Origin of the sequence: Xanthomonas floridensis (assembly GCF_001642575.1) — a bacterium.
Lineage (GTDB): Bacteria > Pseudomonadota > Gammaproteobacteria > Xanthomonadales > Xanthomonadaceae > Xanthomonas > Xanthomonas floridensis.
Window position 1 is genome coordinate 48,833 of record NZ_LXNG01000023.1, and the last position, 19,977, is coordinate 68,809.

A 19,977-nucleotide genomic window follows, 5' to 3' on the forward strand; every position below is an offset into this window, starting at 1 on the left:
TGTGGCAAGCGCGCTGGATGCACGCTCCTGTCCCCCCACTGCTTTCCACGTTCTTGGCCGCACCAACACCCCTTGGTCATCCTCAGGTGCACGCCGTGCACCCAGTCTGCGGAGATGGTTATGTCGTATATCGATGGGTTTGTGCTTGCCGTGCCCACGGCCAACAAGGACGCGTTTATCGCCCATGCCCGCATGGGCGATGCGGTCATCATGGAATACGGCGCGCTGCGCGTGGTGGAGTGCTGGGGCGACGATGTCCAGCAGGGGCAATGGACCGATTTCTATCGCGCGGTCGAGGCCACCGAGGACGAAACCGTGGTGTTTTCCTGGATCGAATGGCCGGACAAGGCCACCCGCGACGCAGGCATGCGCAAGATGATGGAGGACCCGCGCATGGACCCGTCGGTCAACCCGATGCCCTTCGACGGCAAACGCATGATCTATGGCGGCTTTGTTCCGACCGTGGTGCTGGGGCAGTCGGCCTGAACACGCGGCGTGCGCTCCAGCCGTAGCGCACCATGCAGTGCGGTGCGGCTGGGAGCATGACGCCGCTGTCGCGCGTCGTGGTGGCTACACTGGCGGCCTGTCGCCGCGTTCGCCGCCAAGGTGGCGCAACCAGGCGAACGCCCTGCCCGACCACCGGAGACTCTGCATGACCGACGCCCCGCTGCTGATTGCCTGCCCAAGCTGCGTGTCAATCAACCGCATTGCGCGGGCGCGTCTGCACGATGCGCCCAATTGCGGCCACTGCCATCGCCCGTTGTTTCTCGGCGCGCCGGTGGCGCTGTCGGCTGTTGATTTCGACAAGCACGCCGTGCGCAGCGAACTGCCGCTGGTGGTGGATTTCTGGGCGCCGTGGTGCGGGCCGTGCCTGAGCATGGCACCGCAATTTGCCGCCGCTGCGGCCACGCTGGAGCCGCAGGTGCGGCTGGCTAAGGTGGACACCGACCTGCATCCGGCGCTGGGCACGCGCTTTGGCATTCGCAGCATTCCCACCCTGCTGGTACTGCGCGGCGGGCACGAGATTGGCCGGCATTCCGGCGCGGTGAGCAGCGCGCAGATCATCAGCTGGGTGCGCTCGGTCCTGAGCCAGGGCTGAGATGAGAACGCCAAGCGGCGCATCCACGCCGCTGGCTTGGCCGACATACCAGGCAAGGCCGCGACGGCTGCGCCGCGGCCTTGCCACAGGCAGGCGTTACTGCCAGTTGACGTTCACCGACACGCCCACGATGCGCGGTTCGTTATAGACCGCGGCCATATAGTTTTCGATCACACCCTTGACGTTCTTTTCGTTGGTGATGTTGCGTGCGAATGCCGCCACCTCCCACGCACCATAACCGCCGGTATAGCCAAGCTTGAGGCCGCCTTCGAAGTTGCCGTCGGCACGGAACTCGGTGGAGTCGTACAGCACGAAGCTGGTCTCGCCTTGCTTGTTCCAGTCGGTGGACACGAAGAACGCGCCATCGTTACCCACCGGGATGTCGTAGCGCGCGGCCAGGTTGAGGTTGTACTTGGGCGCGTTGGGCAGCGGGTTGCCGTCGATTTGAGCGAAGGTGTTGGCACCGACGCGGATGGTGGGGTCGTTGACCGTGCACACCACCACGCCATTGAGTGCGCAGGCCTGTGCATAGACGCGCTTGTCGTGGATTTCGCTGTGCAGCAGGCTCAGGCCGGCAGTGAGCGACAGGTTGGAAATCGGGCGCCAGTCCAGATCCGCTTCCAGGCCGTAGGCCTTGGCCTTGTCGGCGTTGAACAGCACGCCGTTGCCGTCCGAATCGTTGCCGTTGAGCTGGATGTCATCGACGGTGTAGGTGAAGCCGCTGACATTCAAACGCAGGCGATTGTCGAACAGGCTGCTCTTGATGCCGGCTTCCCAGGACAGGATGGTTTCCGAATCGGCAGTGGTGAAATCGGAATTGAACACCGCGCTGCGGCCCTGGATGGTGGGGCCACGGAAACCGCGCGCCACACGCGCATACACGCTCAGCTCGGGATTGATCTCATACATCGCGCTCAGATCCCAGCTGGGCTGGGTGTCGGACAGGCGCACGTCGCGCCGGCCGCGGTAAGTCACCGCACCGGCGGCGGTATCGGCGGTCTTGAGCAGGCGGGTTTCCTTGGTGTCCTTGGTCTGGCGGATGCCGGCGGTCAGCGTCAGTGCGTCGGTGGCCTTGTAGCTCAGCTGACCGAAGCCGGCCCACGAGGTGTTGGTATTGCGCAGGCGCACCCAGTTGTTGGGATTGCGCGCGGCGGTGCGCAGGAAATACGCACGCTGATAGAAATCGGTGGTGTCGCGGCCATCGAAATAGAACGCGCCCACCTGCCATTGCAGTGCCTGGTCGCCTTCGCTGGCCAGACGCAGTTCCTGGGTGTACTGGTCCAGGTCCCGGATCTGCCCCATCGATTGGCCGAACCCGTTCGGCACGCCGTTGACCGGATAGTTGGCCGCCGCGCCGCCATCGGTGTCGCCACGGCTGTAGCCGGAGGTGGTTTCGTAGGCGGTGATCGAGGTCAGCGAGACGCCGCCGAAGTCGTAGATCGCCTTGAGTGAGCCGCCATCGGTCTTATAGGCCTGCGGATTGTCGTTGGCTTCGTCGTAGGCCACGCGGTCGCGCGGCACGTCCACCTTGTCGCTGCCGCGGGTGACCGCATTGCGCAGGAACAGCGTGGAGGTGCCGTCGTAATCGCGCGTGTGCACCGAGCCCAGCAACGAGAACGCGTCGTTGGGCTTCAACAGCACCTGCAGGCGCGCGTTGCGGTCGTTGTAGCCGCCCATCGCATCCTTGCGCGGGGTACGCGTGCCATCGGCGCTGCTGCCGGCGAAGGTGTTGTCCACCCAGTCGTCGCGGTGCTGGTACAACGCCGAGACGCGGAACGACAGCACATCGTTGATCGGGCCGCCGAAGCCGGCATCCAGCGATACGGTGTTGTAGCTGCCGTAGCTGGCATCGACGCGGCCGGTATAGGTGTCGCCCGGCTTGACGGTGTCGAACTTGACGATGCCGGCGGTGGTGTTGCGACCGAACAAGGTGCCCTGCGGGCCGCGCAGCACTTCGACCTGGTCCACGTCGTAGACCGGGTTGGACTTGAGCACCACGTGCTCCAGCACCACATCGTCCTGGATGATGGACACCGGCTGCGAGGCGCCCAGATAGAAGTCGATGTTGCCCAGGCCGCGGATATAGAAGCGCGGGAAGATGCGCCCGGTGGTGGTCTCGGCATAGAAGCCCGGCACGCGGCCGGACAGCGCCAGCAAGGTGTCGTCGCCACCAGCGGTGTACTGGCGCATGGCCGCGCCCTGCACCACGCCCACCGACACCGGAACCTCCTGCAGGTTCTGCTCGCGGTGCTCGGCGGTGACGGTCACCGCATCCAGTGCCGTCGGGCTGCCCTCGCCCTGGGTCGTCGGCGCCTGCTGCGCCGCGGCGGCCGCGGCCATCGAAGCCAGCAACAGGCCGGCGCAGGCGCGTGCCAGCGGCGTGCGCTGCAATGCGGTGCGGCTTCGCACGGCGTGCAAGGTAGCGGGCGTCAGCGACGGCGAGACAGGCGAGTACAACGACATGCGGGTGGGTCCTTGGGTGAGTGACGCGAGAATGAGTCCGTTCGGCATGGGCATGCCGGAAGGGGGCGCAGCATGGCGCCGCGCGCACGATATGTCAGCAATGTTGCAGCGAAGTGGCAGCCACGACCGCCCCCGCCCAGCGGCCGTGGTACAGGCAGTCATGCCGGGGTGCGATGGCACATCGTCGCGCCCCGTCCTGCCACGAAGTGTCATGCTGCCGCGGGGCTGGCGCCGGGCCAGCACAACGCATGGGGAAGCGGTCTTGAAACGCATCGGATGGATGTTGGGCATGCTGGCCAGCGTGAGCTGCCAGCTGGCATATGCCGGCAGCGCGCTGGTCACCCGCGTGGACTACCAGGGCGATGACGGCGGGCCACTGCCCACCCAAGCCCGGTACCGCAACCCGGTGCTGGCCGGCTTTTATCCCGACCCGTCTGCGATCCGGGTCGGCGACGACTTCTACCTGGTCAACTCCACCTTCGGCTATTTTCCTGGCCTGCCGGTGTTCAAGAGCAGCGACCTGGTGCACTGGACCCAGATCGGCAACGCGATTGATCGGCCGGACCAGATCGATTACGGCCGCGACGAACTGACCCGCGGCCTGTTCGCCGCCAGCATCAGCCACCACGACGGCACCTTCTACATCGCCAACACCTGTTTCTATTGCGATGGCGGCAACTTCCTGATCACCGCCAAGGACCCGGCCGGGCCCTGGTCGGATCCGGTGTGGCTGGATGCCAAGGGCATCGACCCCTCGCTGTTCTTCGACGACGACGGCAGCGCCTGGCTGGTCAACAACGACGTGCCCGCCGGCAAGCTGCGCTACGACGGCCACCGCGCGATCTGGTTGCAGCGGCTGGATCTGGCCAGCATGAAACTGACCGGCACGCGCCAGGTGATCGTGGATTCCGGTTTCAAGCCCGCGACCAATCCCGAACACATCGAAGGCCCGCACCTGTTCCGCCGCGACGGCTATTACTACCTCACCGCGGCCGAAGGCGGCACCGGCGAGCAGCATGCGCAGATGATCTACCGCAGCCGCCAGATCACCGGTCCCTACGAGCCCTGGAGCGGCAACCCGGTGCTCACCCAGCGCGACCTGGACCCAAGCCGCAGCGCACCGATCACCTCGGCCGGGCATGCGCAGTTCGTCGAGCTCAAGGACGGCTCGTGGTGGGCGGTATTCCTGGCCACCCGTCCGTACCAGGGCAACCAGTACAACCTGGGCCGGGAAACCTTCCTGTTGCCGGTGACCTGGCGTGACGGCTGGCCGGTAGTGCTGCCGCATGGCAGCGCGGTGCCCCCGGTCGCCACCCGTCCGTCCTTGCCCACTGGCACGCAGGCCCTGCCCACCAGCGGACCGATGCAGTGGAGCGAGCGTTTCCAGGATGCGCGGGTACCGATGCAGTGGATGACCATCCACCCGCCGACCCAGCCGTGGTACCTGCCTGGCCCGCAGGGCTTGCGCATCACGCCGTCGAAGGTGGCGCTGGGCGATCTCGGCCGTGGCCAGCCGGCGTACCTGGGGCACCGCCTGCAGCATCACCACGCCACTGTCGTTGCGCAGGTGGATGGCAGCACGCTGACACCCGGCGAGCAGGCCGGCCTGGCTATCGTGGCCAAGGAAAGCCACTTTCTGGCGGCGATGCTGGTACGCGACGATGCGGGCGCCGCAGTGGTGCTGTATCGCCGCGCCGGGCTGCAGGACCCAGGCATCGGCACGGAGCTGGCGCGTGCACCTCTGCCCGACGCGACGCAACCGGTGCAGCTGCGCTTCGCGCTGGATGCCGCGCGACTGCATGTGGATTACGCCATCGGCACCGGCCAGTGGCAGACCTTGCTGGAACACGGCGATGCCAGCGTGCTGAGCACCGACACCGCCGGCGGATTCCTGGGCGCCACATTCGGGCCGTACGCGTATTCGCGCTGAGCGCAGCCGCGCATGCCGAGCTACTGATGTGAAGATTGGGGGTTGGGGATTGGATCAGCGATCAGCGATCAGCGATCAGGACGATCGCAAACCAGCCTTGCCGGTGTGCACGGAGAAATGCGATCTACGCAACGCACGCGCGCGAGCGCATCGCGCGCGGCGACCTCGGCCAGGCCCGCGGGGCGGAGCCATGCCGCTGTAGCGCGCCTCTGCACGCACGGCCTCGCTCCGCGTGCACACAGGAAACATCTGCAACAGGCGTCACGCGGCATTTCACGCCCGCTGGTGATCGCAGCATCACGCACCACCAATGTCGAAGGACGCCCCCCTCCAGCGCCACTACCGCATCACCCACCAGCGCCACTGCCGCGCACCGCTCCAGGCACCCCCTCTTGCGCCTGTGCCACGCGTGCGGCCTGGTGATTGCGGCTGATTCGCAGCCAGCCGTCGCTGCGGCCAGGCGCAGCGGCCGCTACGCGCGCGCCAGCGCGCTGCTGTCGAGCATTTGCCCGACGGTATTGAGCAGGTCGTTGAGGCTGAAGGGCTTGGGCAACAGGGCCATGCCGTCGGCCAGGAACTCCTGCCGGGTGATCGCGTTTTCTGCGTAGCCGGTGATGAACAGGATCGGCAGCCCCGGCCGCAACACCCGCGCCAGGTCGGCCATGTCGCGCCCGTTCATGCCCGGCAGGCCGACATCCGACACCACCAGATCGATCGGCACCTCGGTGCGCAGATGGGTCAACGCGCCGTTGGCGTCCTCGGCTTCGAGCACGAGATAGCCGGCATCGGTGAGTACCTCGCTCACCATCATGCGCACCACGTCGGTGTCGTCCACCAGCAGGATGCGCGCATTGTGCGTGCGCGGCGTACTCGGTGCCGGCGCCGGTGGCAGCTCGCTGGCGGTCAGCCCACGCGGCAGCAGCAGCGTCACCGTGGTGCCCTCGCCCACCTGGCTGGTGATGCGTGCGGTGCCACCGGACTGACGCGCAAACCCGTAGGTCATCGACAACCCCAGGCCGGTGCCTTCGCCGATGGGCTTGGTGGTGAAGAACGGCTCGAACACCTGGTTGAGGATGGCCGGCGCGATCCCGCTGCCGTTGTCGATCACCTTCACCGCCACGTACTCGCCGTCGTCCAGCTCCGGATCGTCGAGCGCGGTGTGTGCGGTGGTCTGCACGCGGATGCTGCCCTGGCCCTGCATCGCATCGCGGGCATTGATCACCAGGTTGAGCACCACGTTTTCCAGCTGGTTGGCATCGGCCACCGCCACCAGGGTGGCGTCGGCCAGTTCCAGTTCCAGCACGATGTTTTCGCCGATCGACCGGCGCAGCATGTCTTCCAGCGAACGCACGCGCAGGTTGACGTCGAACGGCTGGGTATCCAGCGATTGCTTGCGCGCAAACGCCAGCATGCGCTGGGTCAATGCCGCCGCGCGGTGCGCCGAGCCGGTGGCGATCTCGGCCAGCCGTGGCACCCGCTCGATGCGGTTGGAATCCACTGCCAGCTGGATCATGTCCAGGCCGGAAATGATGCTGGTCAGCAGGTTGTTGAAGTCGTGCGCGATGCCACCGGTGAGCTTGCCCAGCGCTTCCATCTTCTGCGCCTGCAGCAGCTGGATTTCGGTGCGTTGCCGCTCGGCGATCTGGTGCGCCAGCTCGGTGGTGGCGGTGTCCAGTTCCTGGCGCTGTTCGCGCTCGCGCAGGCGCTGTTCGGTCACGTCCTCGACCATCAGCAAGCCCAGATCCGGCTCGCGGTACGGCGATACCCGCCATTCGGTTTCGCGTGCCCGGCCATTGCGCAGCACGGTCAGGGCGCCGCTCCAACGTTCGCGCTGCTGCAGCGCGGTGGTCAGCGCGTGTACGGTCGCGGACTGGTCCAGCCCGGCGGCCTGGATCGCCTCGGCCGGGCTGACGCTGCCGATCAGGCGCTGGAACGCCGCATTGACCTCGTGCGTGTGCAGCCGCGCATCGACCACCGCGATCGGTGCGCTGATGTGTTCGAATATCTCGCGAAAGCGTGCCTCGCTGGCCCGCAGTTCCTCCTCGGCGTGGCGCGCGCGCAGCAAGGTGCGCAGCGTGGCGACCAGCACGTTCGGGTCCACCGGATGGATCATGTACGCATCGGCGCCGGCATCCAGCCCGGTGATCATGTCGCCAGTGGCGATCGAGGCGGCCGAGACATGCACCACCGGCAATAACGCGGTGCGCGGCTCGGCGCGCAGCGTGCGCACGATATCGAAACCGCTCATGTCCGGCAGGTTGACGTCCAGCACCACTGCAGCGAACGACTGCGCGGCCAGCTTGGCCAGGCCATCGGTGCCGGTGCCGGCTTCTTCGACCACGAACTGATGGTGCTCCAGCACGCGCCGCACCGAATAGCGCGTCACCGCATTGTCGTCCACGACCAGGATGTGGTGCTTACTGCCCAAGTGCCTTCTCCGCTGCCAGCGTCACCGGCAGCACCACGAAAAATTCCGACCCCTGCCCCACCACGCTGTTGATGCCGACCCGTCCGCCGAGCAGTTCGGCGAAGCGCTTGCAGATCGACAGGCCCAGCCCGGTGCCGGTCAGGCGCTTCTGCAACGGCGAGTCCACCTGTACAAAATCCTCGAACAAGGCTTCGTGAAGTTCCGGCGCGATGCCGATGCCGGTGTCCTGCACGCTGAAGCGCACATGGCGCTCGTCTTCCAGCTGCGCCAGCACGCGCACATGGCCTTGCGGGGTGAATTTGAGCGCGTTGGAAATGAAGTTGCGCAGGATCTGCGCCAGCTTCTTGTCATCGGTGTAGAGCATCGGCAGCACCGGTGGATCTTCGAAGATCAAGGTGGTGGTGCCGACATCGGTGAGCGGGCGGAACATGCCGCGCAATGCGGCGAACAGGTCCATCAGGTCGAACCAGCCGGGCGAGATGGTGATGCGCCCGGCCTCGATCTTGGCCAGGTCCAGCAAATCGTCCACCATCTCGCTCAGTTCGCGCGTGGAGGCGCTGACAAAGCGCACCTGCTTGAGCTGCTCGTCGTTGAGCGGCCCGTCCATGCCGTCTTCCAGCAGCCGGGTGATGCTCAGGATCGAGCCCAGCGGAGTGCGGAATTCATGGCTCATGTACGACAGGAAGCGGCTCTTGAGCTCGGATACATCGCGCAACTGCTCGGCCTGCTGGTCGAGCTCGGCGTACAGGGCGAGCACGCCCTGATTGGTTTCTTCCAACTCCTCGCGCAGGGCCTGGTTCTGCTGGCGCAGGGCCTCCAGCTCGGCCAGCGAGTCGCTGGCCGGTACTGCATCGGGTGCGTTCATTGCAGGCCTCCCAGGCGCATGACGAAGACGCAGGCATCGTCGCGGCCGCGCGCGTAATCGCGCGCCAGCACCGCGGCAATGATGCGTGGATGGCGCGACAGCACGCCCGGGTGGTCGCGCAGATTCCAACGCGATTGCAGGCCGTCGCTGTGCATCACCAACACCTTGCCGGCGGCCTGTGGAAAGTCGAAGGGTTGCGCCTTGCGAAACTGCACGCCGACGATGCCGGGATGCGACGGCATGCCGCGCACGCCGTCGCCATCGCACAGCGTCGCGGCGATGTTGCCCACGCCGGCAAAGCGCACCCGGCCGGTTTCACCGTCGAACTGCATCACTGCCGCGGCGCCTCCACGGGTGCCGGACATGGCGGCATGCAGCCGTGCGAGACGCTCGCCGGGCTCGCCGCTGGCCACTGCGGCGGCGCGGGCACCCGCATCGGCGGCATCGGCGGCGCCGGGCCCGTGGCCCAGGCCATCGATCACGGTGACGGTGGCGCGCTGCGCATCGATGCACAGCTGCCAGGCGTCGCCGCAGACGGTTTCGCTGTGCAACGGCAGGCGGATCGCACCATAGGGCAGGTCCGCCGCCATCTCCTGCGTGGCGTACACGCGCGCCAGTACCACCGCACCGGTCGCATCCGAATACGCATCCAGCAGCGCGGCATGCCGCTGCACGGCGCCCAGTCCATTACCCGGCGTGCTGCCGGTGGAATAGCCATCCGGCAGGCAGTCGGCGAGGACGAAGCCAGGGCCGTGATCGAGCGAACACAACTCGACGCCAGGACCGTTGCGGCCGGCCACGCTGCACAACTGCATCTGCCCGCCACCGGCATGGTTGAGCAGGTTGGTGCACAGCTCGGTGGCCACCAGTGCCACGCGCCCGCAGGCGTCTTCGTCAAATCCGCAGGCCTGGGCCAGCGCCACCGCGTCGCGGCGCACCTGTCCCACCTGGGTGGACTCCTCGACGCGGATCACCTGGGTGAGCGCGCCGGCAACCGTCACTTCCATTTGGTGATGGTGATACGGGTGCCCTTGCCGGCTGCACTATCGAGTACGAAATCGTCCACCAGCCGTCGGCTGCCGGACAGGCCCAGCCCCAAGCCACTGCCGGAGGTCCAGCCGTCGGTGAGCGCCAGATCCAGGTCCGCAATGCCCGGGCCTTCGTCGCGAAAGGTCAGCTGCACGCCCTTGCGGATACCGCTTTCGACCAGCGCCCAGTCCATGTCGCCGCCACCACCGTAGATCACGGTATTGCGCGCCAGTTCGCTAGCCGCAGTGACCAGCTTGGTCTGGTCGACCAGCCGCAAGCCGCATTGCACCACCAGCTTGCGCACGGTCTGCCGCGCCAGCACCACATCCTGCTCGGTGCGGACCGGTTGCGAACCGGCGCTCATGACTGCGGGTCGGGTTGTTGCAGCAGGCGCATGCCACGTTCGACATCGAGCGCCGTGCGCACCGACGGCAGGGTCAGCCCCAGTTCGACCAGGGTGATCGCCACTGCCGGCTGCATGCCCACCACCACGGTCCGCGCGCCCATCAGCGCCGCCAGCCCGGAGATGGTGCTGATCATGCGGCCGATGAACGAATCGACGATATCCAGTGCAGAAATATCGATCAGCACGCCGCGCGCGGAGGTGGCGCTGATTTTTTCCGACAGGTCTTCCTGCAGTTGCAGCGCCAGCTGGTCGTGCATATCCACCTGGATGGTGACCAGCAGCAGGTGACCCATGCGCAGGATCGGGATGCGCTCCATGTCAGTCTGCCTTGCTCACGGTCACACCGGTGCGCTTGAGCGCCAGGGCCAGCGCATCGGCCAGATTGGCCTTGGTCACGATGCCCTGCAGGTCCAGCCCCAGATGCACGATGGTCTGCGCGATCTGCGGGCGCACGCCGCTGATGATGGCATCGGCGCCCATCAGCCGGATCGCGGTGACGGTCTTGAGCAGGTGCTGCGCCACCAGGGTGTCCACGGTGGGCACGCCGGTGATGTCGATGATGGCGATCTCCGAGCCGGTGTCGACGATGCGCTGCAGCAGCGATTCCATCACCACCTGGGTACGCTGCGAATCCAGCGTACCGATCATCGGCAGCGCCAGCACCCCTTCCCACAGCTTTACCACCGGCGTGGACAGCTCCAGCATTTCTTCCTGCTGGCGCACGATGATGTCTTCGCGGGTCTTCTGGAACGCCTTGACGGTGTACAGGCCGAGGCGGTCGAGCAGCTCGGACAGTGCCCATAGCTGCTGGCCCAGTTCGTCCGGGGCACTGGCGTATTCGCGCTGCACCAGCGCGAACAACACGCGCTTGAGCGAGAAGATGAAGTTGGCAGTTTCCTGCGAATCGAACCCGCGGGTGGCGCGGTCGCGCGAGAGGGTTTCCAGGAAGCGGCGTACCTCGCTCCACTCGGCGCTGTCCAGGCTGCTGCCATCGTCCTTCAACGCCGCCACCAGCAGATTCAGGAATTGCGCGCTCTGGGTTTCCAGCTCCTGCCGGGACAGGCGTGCGTCGTGACCGACATTGGATGCAAGCCAGGCGGCCAACAAGGCCGGCTCCTGGCCACGAATCGCATCGATCGAGCGCTGCTGCAGTGCCACCATGAGATCACCCGCCAAGAAAGAAAGAGAGGCTGGGCATGCGGGCTGGACTGCGCCCGGATCGACGCGGCGCCCCCACGCCGAAGCGCAGCAGAGTAAAGCAATTCAGTTTCGGCAACCAGCGACCCAACCTGTAGCGGTCATGGGCGGCAGGCTCCTGCAGTTTGACATTGCGGCGACGACGGCGAACGTGCGCCGGCCCACGCCTGCGGACATGCGCCACAAGGGCCCGCTCTGAACCCCCTCACCGTTCGAGCTGTGACACCCACCGGGAGGAATGTCGGCACGGGCTTCAGCAGGTCCATTGCGCAGATTCCCGGGGAACCGGCGTTGCAGGCGCCGATCGCCACGCAGGGCAGCTGTGAGCGCAGTTGCCGGTGGCCTCGTCCTGGACCATCGACGATCCGCGTGAAGCCTACCGCATGGTCGCCGACGGGCACCTGGCGCGGGGGACGGTGGGCCGCGCGTACCTGGCCAACCCGCATTGCCCATAGCAGGCAGCACTGGCACTGGGCGAGGTACGTCTGTCCTGGCAGCTGCCGGCGTTGTACGCGCATTGGCCGGCGCGCTGCGGCGCGCGCAACTGATCGACGGACCAGCCGGGTTGCCGAGCATCGTGGCCCCACTGTGCAAGGCCATCGCGTGGCCGCACGTGCGGGAACAGCGCACAGCCGCGCCAAGCCGGCAGCGGAGGCGCGACTACGCAGTGCGGGCGCACGACACCCCCTGCCCGCCGCCCTGACGCTTCAATCGCCCGTCACCACCCTGGCCGATCCAAGTTGCACGCCCCCCAGGGACCACGGTCTTACAGCCCGTAACGCTCCACCGCTTCCAGATGCGGGCGCGGATCCTGGTCGCAGGCCTCGGCCAGGCGCAGCCAGCACATCGGGTGCGACCAGCGCGAGGTGGTGCAGCGCAGGACGCGATGCAATTCCTGCGGCGACACGTTGTCCGGGAGCGCCACGGTGAACAGCACGCCCGGCAGGCCCGAGGTCGCATCGTCCGGGTCGAAGGCGTCCGGCTGATCCGGATCCATGACACGGTAGTCGCCGCGACTGTGCACCCACATCTTCCAGCCGCGCGTTTCCATGTCCGCACGCATGGCCTCGACCACCTCGTCACCCGGATGCACGCCATCCACCAGCCAGCTGCTGCCATAGCCGCCGCTCTCCAGCACATGCACCTGCGCATACGTCGGCACGAAGCGCTCGCGTTCGGCCTCATCTTCCGGCGCCGGATACAGCAGGTCCGCATCGAACACCACCCAGTCACCGACATGCTGGCGCCGGTGCGCAGGCGCGTTCTCGATGATGCGTGCGGTCACCGGGCCGGTGCGGCGCGCGTAGTAGTCGGCTGCCTCGCCATCGTCCACGCAACGCACGATCACCCAGCCCCAGTCTTCCTCGACAACCCCGCTGGTGCTGCTCAGTTCCATGCCGATCGCCGCAGCCGAGGCCCGCACCGCATCCCAGTCCTGTGCGGCGCTGGCGGCGGTCATATGGTCCCAGTGCGCGGAGCGTGGCTCCTCCATCACCGCGATCAATGTGCGGTAGACCTCGGCGGCCTCGGCAAAGCGCCCGGTGTTGAGATACATGCGCGCCAGCAACCCGCGCGCCCCGTGCGAGCCGGGCGACAAGTCCAGCAAGGCCGTGCACGCCTGTTCCAGCGCAGGCCAGTCGGCCAGCCGCTGGGCAAGCTGCGCCTCGCACCACAGCGCGGCCACCGGTACCTGCGGGCGATAGAGCTGCGCCAGCTTGCGCACGCCGGCGTCGTCGCCACGGCCCAGCAACAAATTCATTAGCCGGAAGGTCGGGCTGGTTTCGCGGTCGGCGTGCCGCTGCACGAATTCCCACAGCAGCGCGATCGCCTGCTCGTCCGCCGCGCAAGCGCTCAAGGCCGATGCCGCGGTATCGACCAGCTCCGCATCGTCGGGACGCTCGGTCACGGCCTGCAGCAACCACTGCGCCTCCCGCTCAGGGTTGCGCACCACGTCTTCGCCCTGCGCGTTCAACCATTCCAGCAGTTGATCGGCCGGCACCGGCGCCGCCTCGCCCGTGGCCGCCGGCGCGATTCGGGCACCCCAACGGTCGAGCGCCTGCGTGGCACCCCGGTCCTGCCGCAACTTGGGCAGGTGCGCGCGGGCGAGCGCCAGATGCCGACGTGCCGTCCACACCGCACCCCGTTGCAGGGCCAGATCGATCGCAAGTTCCGCCGCCTCGATCAAAATGCGATGTGCACCCACCTGCGCGTAATGATCGAGCATCAGCTGGACGCGGCTCCCCAGGTCCCAGGTATTACGTTCGGGCGCACGTGTCACCAGCACCGCCACTGCCCGCAACCAGTGCAGGCGATAGCGTGGCGCCACCTCGCGCCAGGGCAGCAAGGCGTCCATGGCCTCGTCGTCGCGGTTGAGCAGCGCCAGCGCACGCGCTTTCTGCAGACGGCGCGGCTGACTGCAATTGGCCCACTCTGCACCCTCGCGCGCTGCCTCGCGCTCGCGCTGTTCGATCAGTGCCAGCGCCTCGTCTGCGCGCCCCAGCGACAGCAGGATCGAGATCCGCATGTCCGGCACGCCGTCGTAGATCTGGCCACCGTGGGCCACGATGGTGTGCGACTGCTGGTCCAGATAGCTCAGTGCCGCATCGCCGCGGCCATCGTCGAGCAAGGCATCGGCCTTTTCGCAGCTCAGGCACTGGTAGCACGACCAGCTCGGGTCGATACGGCCCAACGTCTCATCGCAGACCTCGATGCGCTCCTGCACCCAGCCCGGTCCATCGATGTTGGCGTAGCACGCCGCAAGATCCTGGGTGACGCAGACCGACTGCGGGCATTCCACTGCGTCGGCACGGTGCGCCCGCTCGAACAGCGCCACCGCATCGCCCAGCGCGCGTTCGCCTTCGCACAGGTTGCCGACCCGGTTGCGCATTTCCCAATGGCCGACAAACACGTCCAGCCACGGATTGGCCAGCGTCTTGCCCAGCGCACGCGCCTCAGGCAGCAAGGCTTCGGCACGTTCGATCTGCAGGTCGCAGATATGGTCGGTCAGGCGCGTCAGCAGCTGCGCGTTCTGCGGCTGCCCGGCTTCGCCCAGGTCGTCCTGCAGTTTTTCCACCCAGTTCCAGATTTCCATCGTACGTCCTTCGGTGCGGCGCTCAGCGCGCCAGCAGTTGGCTCACGGCCTCGGCAAGATCGCCGAAGGCCTTGTTGAGATCGGACCCGCCCGATTCGGCGCCACCGGGCTGCGGTTGCGCGCGCCCCTGTGCCGCGACGATCACCTTCAATGAGCGCAGCAAGCGCGCGGCGACCTCGGCTTGCGGGTTGCCATCGCGCTGTGCGGCCAGCAAGGCCTGCAGCGCGGGGTTGTCCAGATTGAGATACAGCCGCTGGGTCTGACGCGCTTCGATGCGCGCGGTGAACTGCCGCGCCAGCCGCAATGCAGCCGTCGACACCCGCTTGTCGTTTTCGTCCTGTTCCAGCCGGCGCTTGAGCTCGGCCTCGCGATCAGGCACCACCACCAGCGGCAATTCCGCAGGGCTGAAGCGTGCCGGCACCAGCGCTTCGCCATCGCCCAGGTGCTGTTCCAGCCACGCCAGTTCATCGGCCGGCAGACGATCCAGATGGAACAACTGACGGTTGCCATGCTCGGTTCCCAACTCAACCAGGCGCACCCCCTTGGCCTGCGCCCACCGGCGCAGGAACGGCACCACCGCATAGCGGTTGCCATAGGCCACCGGCACGCCCATGGCACGGAACAGCATCTCTTCGAAGCCGCTGTCGCTGTCCAGGATCACGTGCACCGCGCCACGCGCCGGCAACTGCTGCGCCGGCAGGTCGCCCTGCGAGGTCGGTACCCGCACATGTTCCAGCAGCAATTCGAACAGGCGCTCGTCGCACAGTGCCGCGCCCAGCAAGGCCTCGTTATGCCGCAGCAGGATGCGACGCCACGCCTCCGGCTGCTGCCGCGCCACATCCGCCAGCCCCTGCACCAGAGCCTCGGACAGCGCATGTTGCACCGAGCTGTAGACCGCATCGCGCTGCAGGTCCTCGCGGCTTGCCGTCGGCGTCAGGCGATTGGATTCGATCACCCCGCCGATGAAACCGGCCCACGGCGGCAGCAATTCGCGCGCGTTGTCATCCAACAGCATGCCGCGCAGAAACACCGACAGATTGCGGTTATCGCTGGTGCCGTAAGTGGCACCGTCCTGCACCCACAACAGGCCCACCGCATCGCTCCCCTCGTCCGCACGTACCGGCATGCAGCACAAGGGTTCGAAGTTGCGCTCGAAGCGCGCAGCGAACTCGCGCTGCCGGCGCCAGGCCTGTACCGGATGCAGCGGCACCGCGTCATGGGTGCGCCACGGCGGCGATTCGGGATTGATCGGCTGCGTATTGGCGCCAACCCAGATCGGCTCGCGCAACAAGGCGCAATAGCGCGCCAGGATCTCGTGCAGGCGCCCGTCCTGCGCCAATGCCAGGTATTGGTCGTGCAGCTCCAGCACCACCTCGGTGCCCACCTGCGCACGTGCCGGTATCGGGCTCACCGTGTAGTGCTCGGCATTGCTGGAGATGTAGCAATGGCCCAGGGTCGGCGTCTGGTAGGACGTGGTACGCACGGTGACACGGCGTGCCAGCACGAAGGCCGACAGGAAGCCCAGCCCGAACATGCCGATCAGCCCGCTGTCTTCGTGCCCACCCTGGCGCAGCCCGCGGGTATAGCCCACGCCCACGGTGGCCAGGTAATCATGGATTTCCTGCTGGGTGAGCCCGGCGCCGGTATCGACGATGCGCACGACCCCTTGTGCCGGATCGGCCTGCACGTGGATGCGCGATTCCCCCTGCCACTGCGGCTGTTCCAGGCGGCGCCGCAGGATCGAGTCGTGCGCGTTCTGCACCAGCTCGCGCAATGCGACCACCGGCGTGGAATACAGATGCTTGCTCAGGACGGACATCAATCCATTGAGGTCGACGCCTGCGCGGCGGATCTGTGAGGCGTCCGTCGCCTCGGAGATAGGATCTTGCATGATCGTCGTCGTTTCCTTGGCGGCCACGCCCATCCTCGGACGCGCCTCCTGAGTGGCAGTGCGAGCCGGCAAGGATAGCCGCAAGCCATCTTGCACGCACGTCTCACTTGGGCTCCTGCCCTACGTTGCGTGCCGACGACGGCGCCTGCATCAGAGCAGCGAAAAAAACTACTGCGCGGCCGCCAGGCAGGCGTGGCCGGTGTCCGGAATCGGCATGTACCACGGCGTACACCCCGGTTCCTCCGCGCCGTCCGCACCCGCCTGACGACCGCCCGCTACGCTTGGTTAGCCGCTCTTATTGCAGGAAATGCCGCGCACCACGGCCAGGCGCTGCCGCCCGGCCGTGCGCGGCCGACTACCGTTGCAGGGTTTCCATCGGCGCCTCATTGAAATGCTGGCGATACCCCTTGGCGAGCGCTGAACGACTGCCAACGCCCCAGCGGCTGGCCGCCTGCAGCACACTGCCGCAACCGCCCTCGGCCAGCAGTTCGTCGCGGATGCTCTGCATGCGGTAACGCCGCAACACCTGGGTCGGCGACAGCCCGGTGGCCGACTTGAATGCCTGCTGCAGTGCACGCCCGGTCACCCCGATCTGCGCGGCCACTTCATTGATCGACAGATCCGAGCGATGCGCATTGGTGATCATGTAGCTATAGGCACGGCGGTACTTGGCCGGCAGGCGCGCGGAGATATCGTCGCTGACATGCGCCGGCGTGCCGCTCTCCAGCAAGCGCGGCGCCTGCACTTCGCTGCGCAGGCATTGCACCGCACCCAGCGCGTAGCGGTTGTACAGCAGCAAGGCCTGTTCGGTACGTCCCAGCGCCTGGCTGATCTTGGCCTGGCAATACTCGAACTCCAGATTCCAGCGCGGTGCGTGGTGACGGCCGGCACCGGCCAGGGCACGCTCGGCCAGGTCGGCACGACCCACCGCCAGGGCGGCCAGTGCCAGTTCCACCTGCGCATCCTGCCGCGCGCACGGTGGGCAACCGTTGGCTGCCGCCGGCAGGGCATCGATCTGTGCGTCGAAACCAAAGGTGTCGCCGCCGGCAATCCGCAGCAGGTTGCGGACATGCCGCATCCGCTGCGCAAGCACCGGCATGCTTTCGGCCAGATCGGCGATGCAGGCGCGCAGCTCGCTCGGTTCGAACGCATGGGCGGCGTCTTCCTGGCGCAGCGTGGCCTGCCAGAACACGTGGTCGCTCATGCGGTCAGCGCGGCGGATACGCAACTGCGCGATCATGTCCAGGCGTAGCGCCGTGGCGATCCGCAGCCAGTCGGATGCACCGCTTTCCAGCTCCGACAGCACTTCGTGGGCACGCTCGAGCGTTTGCAGGGCCAAGGTGCTCTGCCCGAGGTGGAAATGGGTCAAGGCCTTGCCGAGCAAGCCTTCGCCACCCAGGCAGGCCGGCGTGTCGCGGTCCATCGCAAGCTGCGCAAAGCAGTTCAACGCGGCGCTCAGCCTGCGCTGGCTCAGCATCAGCCAGGCAGTATTGCGGCACGACAGCAGGCGTAGCTGGCGCTGATGCCCGCGCATCGCCTTCAAGGCATGCCGGTAGGCGTCTTCAGCTTCTTCTTGATATTCGAGTATCAACAACGCATCGCCACTGGCACCGAGCAGGCTGACTTCATCGTCAGTCCCTTCGGGCGTTCCCTGGCCGTCACGGCGTTGTTGAAGATGTTGCAGACCTTGCGGCCAGGCACCAACCAGCATCCTGCTTGTATAGGTAGGAAGACGATCTGCATAGGACAACGCGGAGATCGCTGCGAAGTAGGTGGAAAGGATCATGCCGGGCTCTCTCATAGGGGGATGAGCAAAAGACAACAACGCGCCGGTCTCGCTGGCGCAAACGATTGTATGCAGGGGATCCAATGGAATTTCTCACCCGAGAGCACCGCAAAAATCAAAAAATCTCACTCTGTCTTCCTGCACGTCGGCCGTGCGTTCTTGCATATGCCGAAGTCTTTCGCGAGCGAGGAACATAATGTCCAGCGCTGGACATCACTCATCATTCGAGTGGGTATTGAATAAGCGCGATGACTGCGCGCTGCGCGGTGTTCCGGCAACGTCTGCCAACGCGCCGCTTCGAGGCGGATATCCCTGCGTTGCCGATCGCCAAGCGTCTTGCATGCGGCGCCAGATACGGGGCGGGGCGCCCGCGCCGCGGGCGATGGGCTGGGACCGTGCGGCTGGCCATCCACCGCATGCAGCTATTCCATACAGGCGGCGGGACCATCCGAATCGCAATACCTTGGTCTAGACCTCTGCAGACCAATTTGGGCCCCCTTTGCCCGGATCTGCGAACAGGCTTGAGATCCAAACAACGCCGCGATAGCCGCTTGTACCGCTACTTTGTTCAGCCCATGCCCTAACCGTAAGAGCAGCTGCACGCGTAGATGAGCGCAGGTTAAAGCGCGCCTACCCAAACCCGAAGAAAAGTGCGCAGCAGTGAAACTTTTTGCCTTTGGAATGGTACATACCATTCGTCTGACCTCGGTCGGACGCCCCCCCCCTGGCAGCCCGGATGGTCTGGCGATGCACCTCTCTATACATGTGGGTTTCACCTTGGCGCCTGCGGTCCGTCGCCGGCATCCCACGCACGACTGGTACGTGTGCCGTCATGGGAAGGCCGGCTGATGCACGGCAATCCTCCGCTCGGCACGCAAGGATCGGCGTTCCTGTTGACGCAGGACGCGCGTCTGGCCTCGCAGGTCAATGCGAGCCTTGCCCCGCTGGGTCCACAGTTTGCGGTGTTCTCCGACGAGCTTGAGCTGCTGCGCTCCTTGCGGCATTCGCCTTGCGAGCTGCTGATCTTTGATGCGACCTGTGTCACTTCGGACGACAGCTCGGTGCTCGCCTGGCAGCGCTGCCATAGCGGCCAGCCCACCCCGTTGATCGTGCTGGGACGCTTCGACAGTCCCGACGATATCCTGGCCTGGTATCGTGCCGGCGCTCAGGAAGTGTTAGCGCTCCCATTCAACTCGCATGAGCTGCAGGTTCGCTCGGCGCTGGCGATCTCGCCGGTGGCCCACACCTGCCAGGAATCGCAACATCTCAGTGTCGGCCCGTATCACCTGATCCGCGAAGAGAACACCGTCTATCTGCACGGCAAGCCGATTGTGCTGACGGCACGCGAGTTTTCGATTGCCTGGCTGCTGTTCTCCAGCCCCGGCGTCTGTTTCCGTCGCTGCCAGTTGGCCAAAGCCGTCTGGGGCAGCCATACCGAGTTCACCGATCGCACGATGGAGCAGCACATCTACAAGCTGCGCAAGAAACTGCAGCTGTGCAACCACAGCGGGGTCGTCCGCATCAGGACCGTGTACTCGCACGGCTACAAGCTGGAACTCGCCTCGCAGGACAGGGATCCACTGATACCAGACAAGAGCAGCAGCCCAAGCACCGCCCATCATGCGGCTGCCTGCTAACGACGCTTTCGCACGTTGGGCGCTGGCCACGCGTTACATCGCCTGCCTGCCGTAATGCCGTGAGCTTCGCCCAGTGGCGATGTAGCAGCCTGATTGGGTGTTTCGGCGTCACCGCGCCAGCAGAGCCGTTCGCTCAATCGAAGTTGCAGGCCATC

At 66.3% G+C, this 19,977-nt stretch carries 14 protein-coding genes and 1 other RNA gene; 5 read left to right on the top strand and 10 right to left on the bottom strand.

Features of this window, described 5'->3' with window-relative positions; all coding sequences use genetic code 11:
- Positions 1-120: 120 nt before the first annotated feature.
- Together A7D17_RS13785 and trxC are read left to right on the top strand one after the other, a co-directional pair.
- Positions 121-486 carry a DUF1428 domain-containing protein gene (locus A7D17_RS13785; protein WP_064509606.1) on the top strand — a complete coding sequence of 122 codons (366 nt, stop codon included), beginning with the start codon at positions 121-123 and terminating at the stop codon, positions 484-486.
- A gap of 166 nt (positions 487-652) precedes the next feature.
- Positions 653-1,099: a thioredoxin TrxC gene (gene trxC, locus A7D17_RS13790; RefSeq protein ID WP_064509607.1), complete on the top strand. Its 447-nt coding sequence runs from the start codon at positions 653-655 to the stop codon at positions 1,097-1,099.
- Between the two features lie 96 nt (positions 1,100-1,195).
- On the opposite strand, the gene A7D17_RS13795 is transcribed toward trxC, so the two are convergent.
- Positions 1,196-3,562, bottom strand: coding sequence for a TonB-dependent receptor (locus A7D17_RS13795; RefSeq protein WP_064509608.1), 2,367 nt, complete (start codon positions 3,560-3,562; stop codon positions 1,196-1,198).
- A 280-nt stretch (positions 3,563-3,842) separates the two neighbouring features.
- Here A7D17_RS13795 and A7D17_RS13800 point away from each other — a divergent pair, with 280 nt between their 5' ends.
- Positions 3,843-5,492 (top strand): glycoside hydrolase family 43 protein, encoded by a 1,650-nt coding sequence (locus A7D17_RS13800; protein ID WP_064509773.1) that lies wholly within the window; start codon positions 3,843-3,845, stop codon positions 5,490-5,492.
- 472 nt (positions 5,493-5,964) lie between these two features.
- Here A7D17_RS13800 and A7D17_RS13805 read toward each other — a convergent pair whose 3' ends face one another.
- The 8 genes from A7D17_RS13805 to A7D17_RS13840 form a co-directional block, all read right to left on the bottom strand.
- The gene (locus A7D17_RS13805) at positions 5,965-7,920 is read right to left on the bottom strand and encodes a response regulator (protein WP_064509609.1); all 1,956 of its coding nucleotides are present in this window, start codon (positions 7,918-7,920) and stop codon (positions 5,965-5,967) included.
- Positions 7,910-8,785: a sensor histidine kinase gene (locus tag A7D17_RS13810; RefSeq protein ID WP_064509610.1), complete on the bottom strand. Its 876-nt coding sequence runs from the start codon at positions 8,783-8,785 to the stop codon at positions 7,910-7,912. The genes A7D17_RS13805 and A7D17_RS13810 overlap by 11 nt, the downstream gene beginning before the upstream one ends.
- Entirely contained in the window at positions 8,782-9,792 is a 1,011-nt protein-coding gene (locus A7D17_RS13815; RefSeq protein WP_064509611.1) for an ATP-binding protein, read from the bottom strand. The genes A7D17_RS13810 and A7D17_RS13815 overlap by 4 nt, the downstream gene beginning before the upstream one ends.
- Positions 9,783-10,178, bottom strand: coding sequence for an ATP-binding protein (locus tag A7D17_RS13820; RefSeq protein WP_064509612.1), 396 nt, complete (start codon positions 10,176-10,178; stop codon positions 9,783-9,785). The genes A7D17_RS13815 and A7D17_RS13820 overlap by 10 nt, the downstream gene beginning before the upstream one ends.
- On the bottom strand, positions 10,175-10,537 hold the full coding sequence (locus A7D17_RS13825; protein ID WP_064509613.1) for an STAS domain-containing protein: 363 nt from the start codon (positions 10,535-10,537) through the stop codon (positions 10,175-10,177). Before A7D17_RS13825 ends, A7D17_RS13820 begins: the two co-directional genes overlap by 4 nt.
- 1 nt (position 10,538) lies before the next feature.
- Positions 10,539-11,381 (bottom strand): STAS domain-containing protein, encoded by an 843-nt coding sequence (locus A7D17_RS13830; RefSeq protein WP_064509614.1) that lies wholly within the window; start codon positions 11,379-11,381, stop codon positions 10,539-10,541.
- A gap of 802 nt (positions 11,382-12,183) precedes the next feature.
- A complete protein-coding gene (locus A7D17_RS13835) occupies positions 12,184-14,508 on the bottom strand; it encodes a tetratricopeptide repeat protein (RefSeq protein ID WP_064509615.1) in 2,325 nt (774 codons plus the stop codon).
- A 22-nt stretch (positions 14,509-14,530) separates the two neighbouring features.
- Positions 14,531-16,399 (bottom strand): ATP-binding protein, encoded by a 1,869-nt coding sequence (locus A7D17_RS13840; protein WP_064509774.1) that lies wholly within the window; start codon positions 16,397-16,399, stop codon positions 14,531-14,533.
- Positions 16,400-16,613: 214 nt separating this feature from the next.
- Between A7D17_RS13840 and A7D17_RS13845 the strand changes: the two genes are divergently transcribed.
- Positions 16,614-16,690, top strand: a non-coding RNA gene (locus A7D17_RS13845) — sX9 sRNA.
- Positions 16,691-16,754: 64 nt separating this feature from the next.
- Here the strand turns inward: A7D17_RS13845 and A7D17_RS13850 are convergent.
- Positions 16,755-18,110, bottom strand: a complete 1,356-nt coding sequence (locus tag A7D17_RS13850; protein ID WP_193395350.1) for a helix-turn-helix domain-containing protein — start codon at positions 18,108-18,110, stop codon at positions 16,755-16,757.
- A gap of 923 nt (positions 18,111-19,033) precedes the next feature.
- Here A7D17_RS13850 and A7D17_RS13855 point away from each other — a divergent pair.
- Entirely contained in the window at positions 19,034-19,822 is a 789-nt protein-coding gene (locus A7D17_RS13855; RefSeq protein ID WP_064509617.1) for a winged helix-turn-helix transcriptional regulator, read from the top strand.
- The last annotated feature ends 155 nt before the right edge of the window (positions 19,823-19,977 follow it).

What these genes read in the sequence shown, in the direction of transcription:
- A7D17_RS13810 (WP_064509610.1), bottom strand. Translation starts at nt 8,785, where the DNA reads ATGAACGCACCCGATGCAGTACCGGCCAGCGACTCGCTGGCCGAGCTG.
- A7D17_RS13830 (WP_064509614.1), bottom strand. Translation starts at nt 11,381, where the DNA reads ATGGTGGCACTGCAGCAGCGCTCGATCGATGCGATTCGTGGCCAGGAG.
- A7D17_RS13855 (WP_064509617.1), top strand. Translation starts at nt 19,034, where the DNA reads ATGCACGGCAATCCTCCGCTCGGCACGCAAGGATCGGCGTTCCTGTTG.
- A7D17_RS13795 (WP_064509608.1), bottom strand. Translation starts at nt 3,562, where the DNA reads ATGTCGTTGTACTCGCCTGTCTCGCCGTCGCTGACGCCCGCTACCTTG.
- A7D17_RS13785 (WP_064509606.1), top strand. Translation starts at nt 121, where the DNA reads ATGTCGTATATCGATGGGTTTGTGCTTGCCGTGCCCACGGCCAACAAG.
- trxC (WP_064509607.1), top strand. Translation starts at nt 653, where the DNA reads ATGACCGACGCCCCGCTGCTGATTGCCTGCCCAAGCTGCGTGTCAATC.
- A7D17_RS13840 (WP_064509774.1), bottom strand. Translation starts at nt 16,399, where the DNA reads ATGCAAGATCCTATCTCCGAGGCGACGGACGCCTCACAGATCCGCCGC.
- A7D17_RS13850 (WP_193395350.1), bottom strand. Translation starts at nt 18,110, where the DNA reads ATGCTGGTTGGTGCCTGGCCGCAAGGTCTGCAACATCTTCAACAACGC.
- A7D17_RS13825 (WP_064509613.1), bottom strand. Translation starts at nt 10,537, where the DNA reads ATGGAGCGCATCCCGATCCTGCGCATGGGTCACCTGCTGCTGGTCACC.
- A7D17_RS13820 (WP_064509612.1), bottom strand. Translation starts at nt 10,178, where the DNA reads ATGAGCGCCGGTTCGCAACCGGTCCGCACCGAGCAGGATGTGGTGCTG.
- A7D17_RS13800 (WP_064509773.1), top strand. Translation starts at nt 3,843, where the DNA reads ATGTTGGGCATGCTGGCCAGCGTGAGCTGCCAGCTGGCATATGCCGGC.
- A7D17_RS13835 (WP_064509615.1), bottom strand. Translation starts at nt 14,508, where the DNA reads ATGGAAATCTGGAACTGGGTGGAAAAACTGCAGGACGACCTGGGCGAA.
- A7D17_RS13815 (WP_064509611.1), bottom strand. Translation starts at nt 9,792, where the DNA reads ATGGAAGTGACGGTTGCCGGCGCGCTCACCCAGGTGATCCGCGTCGAG.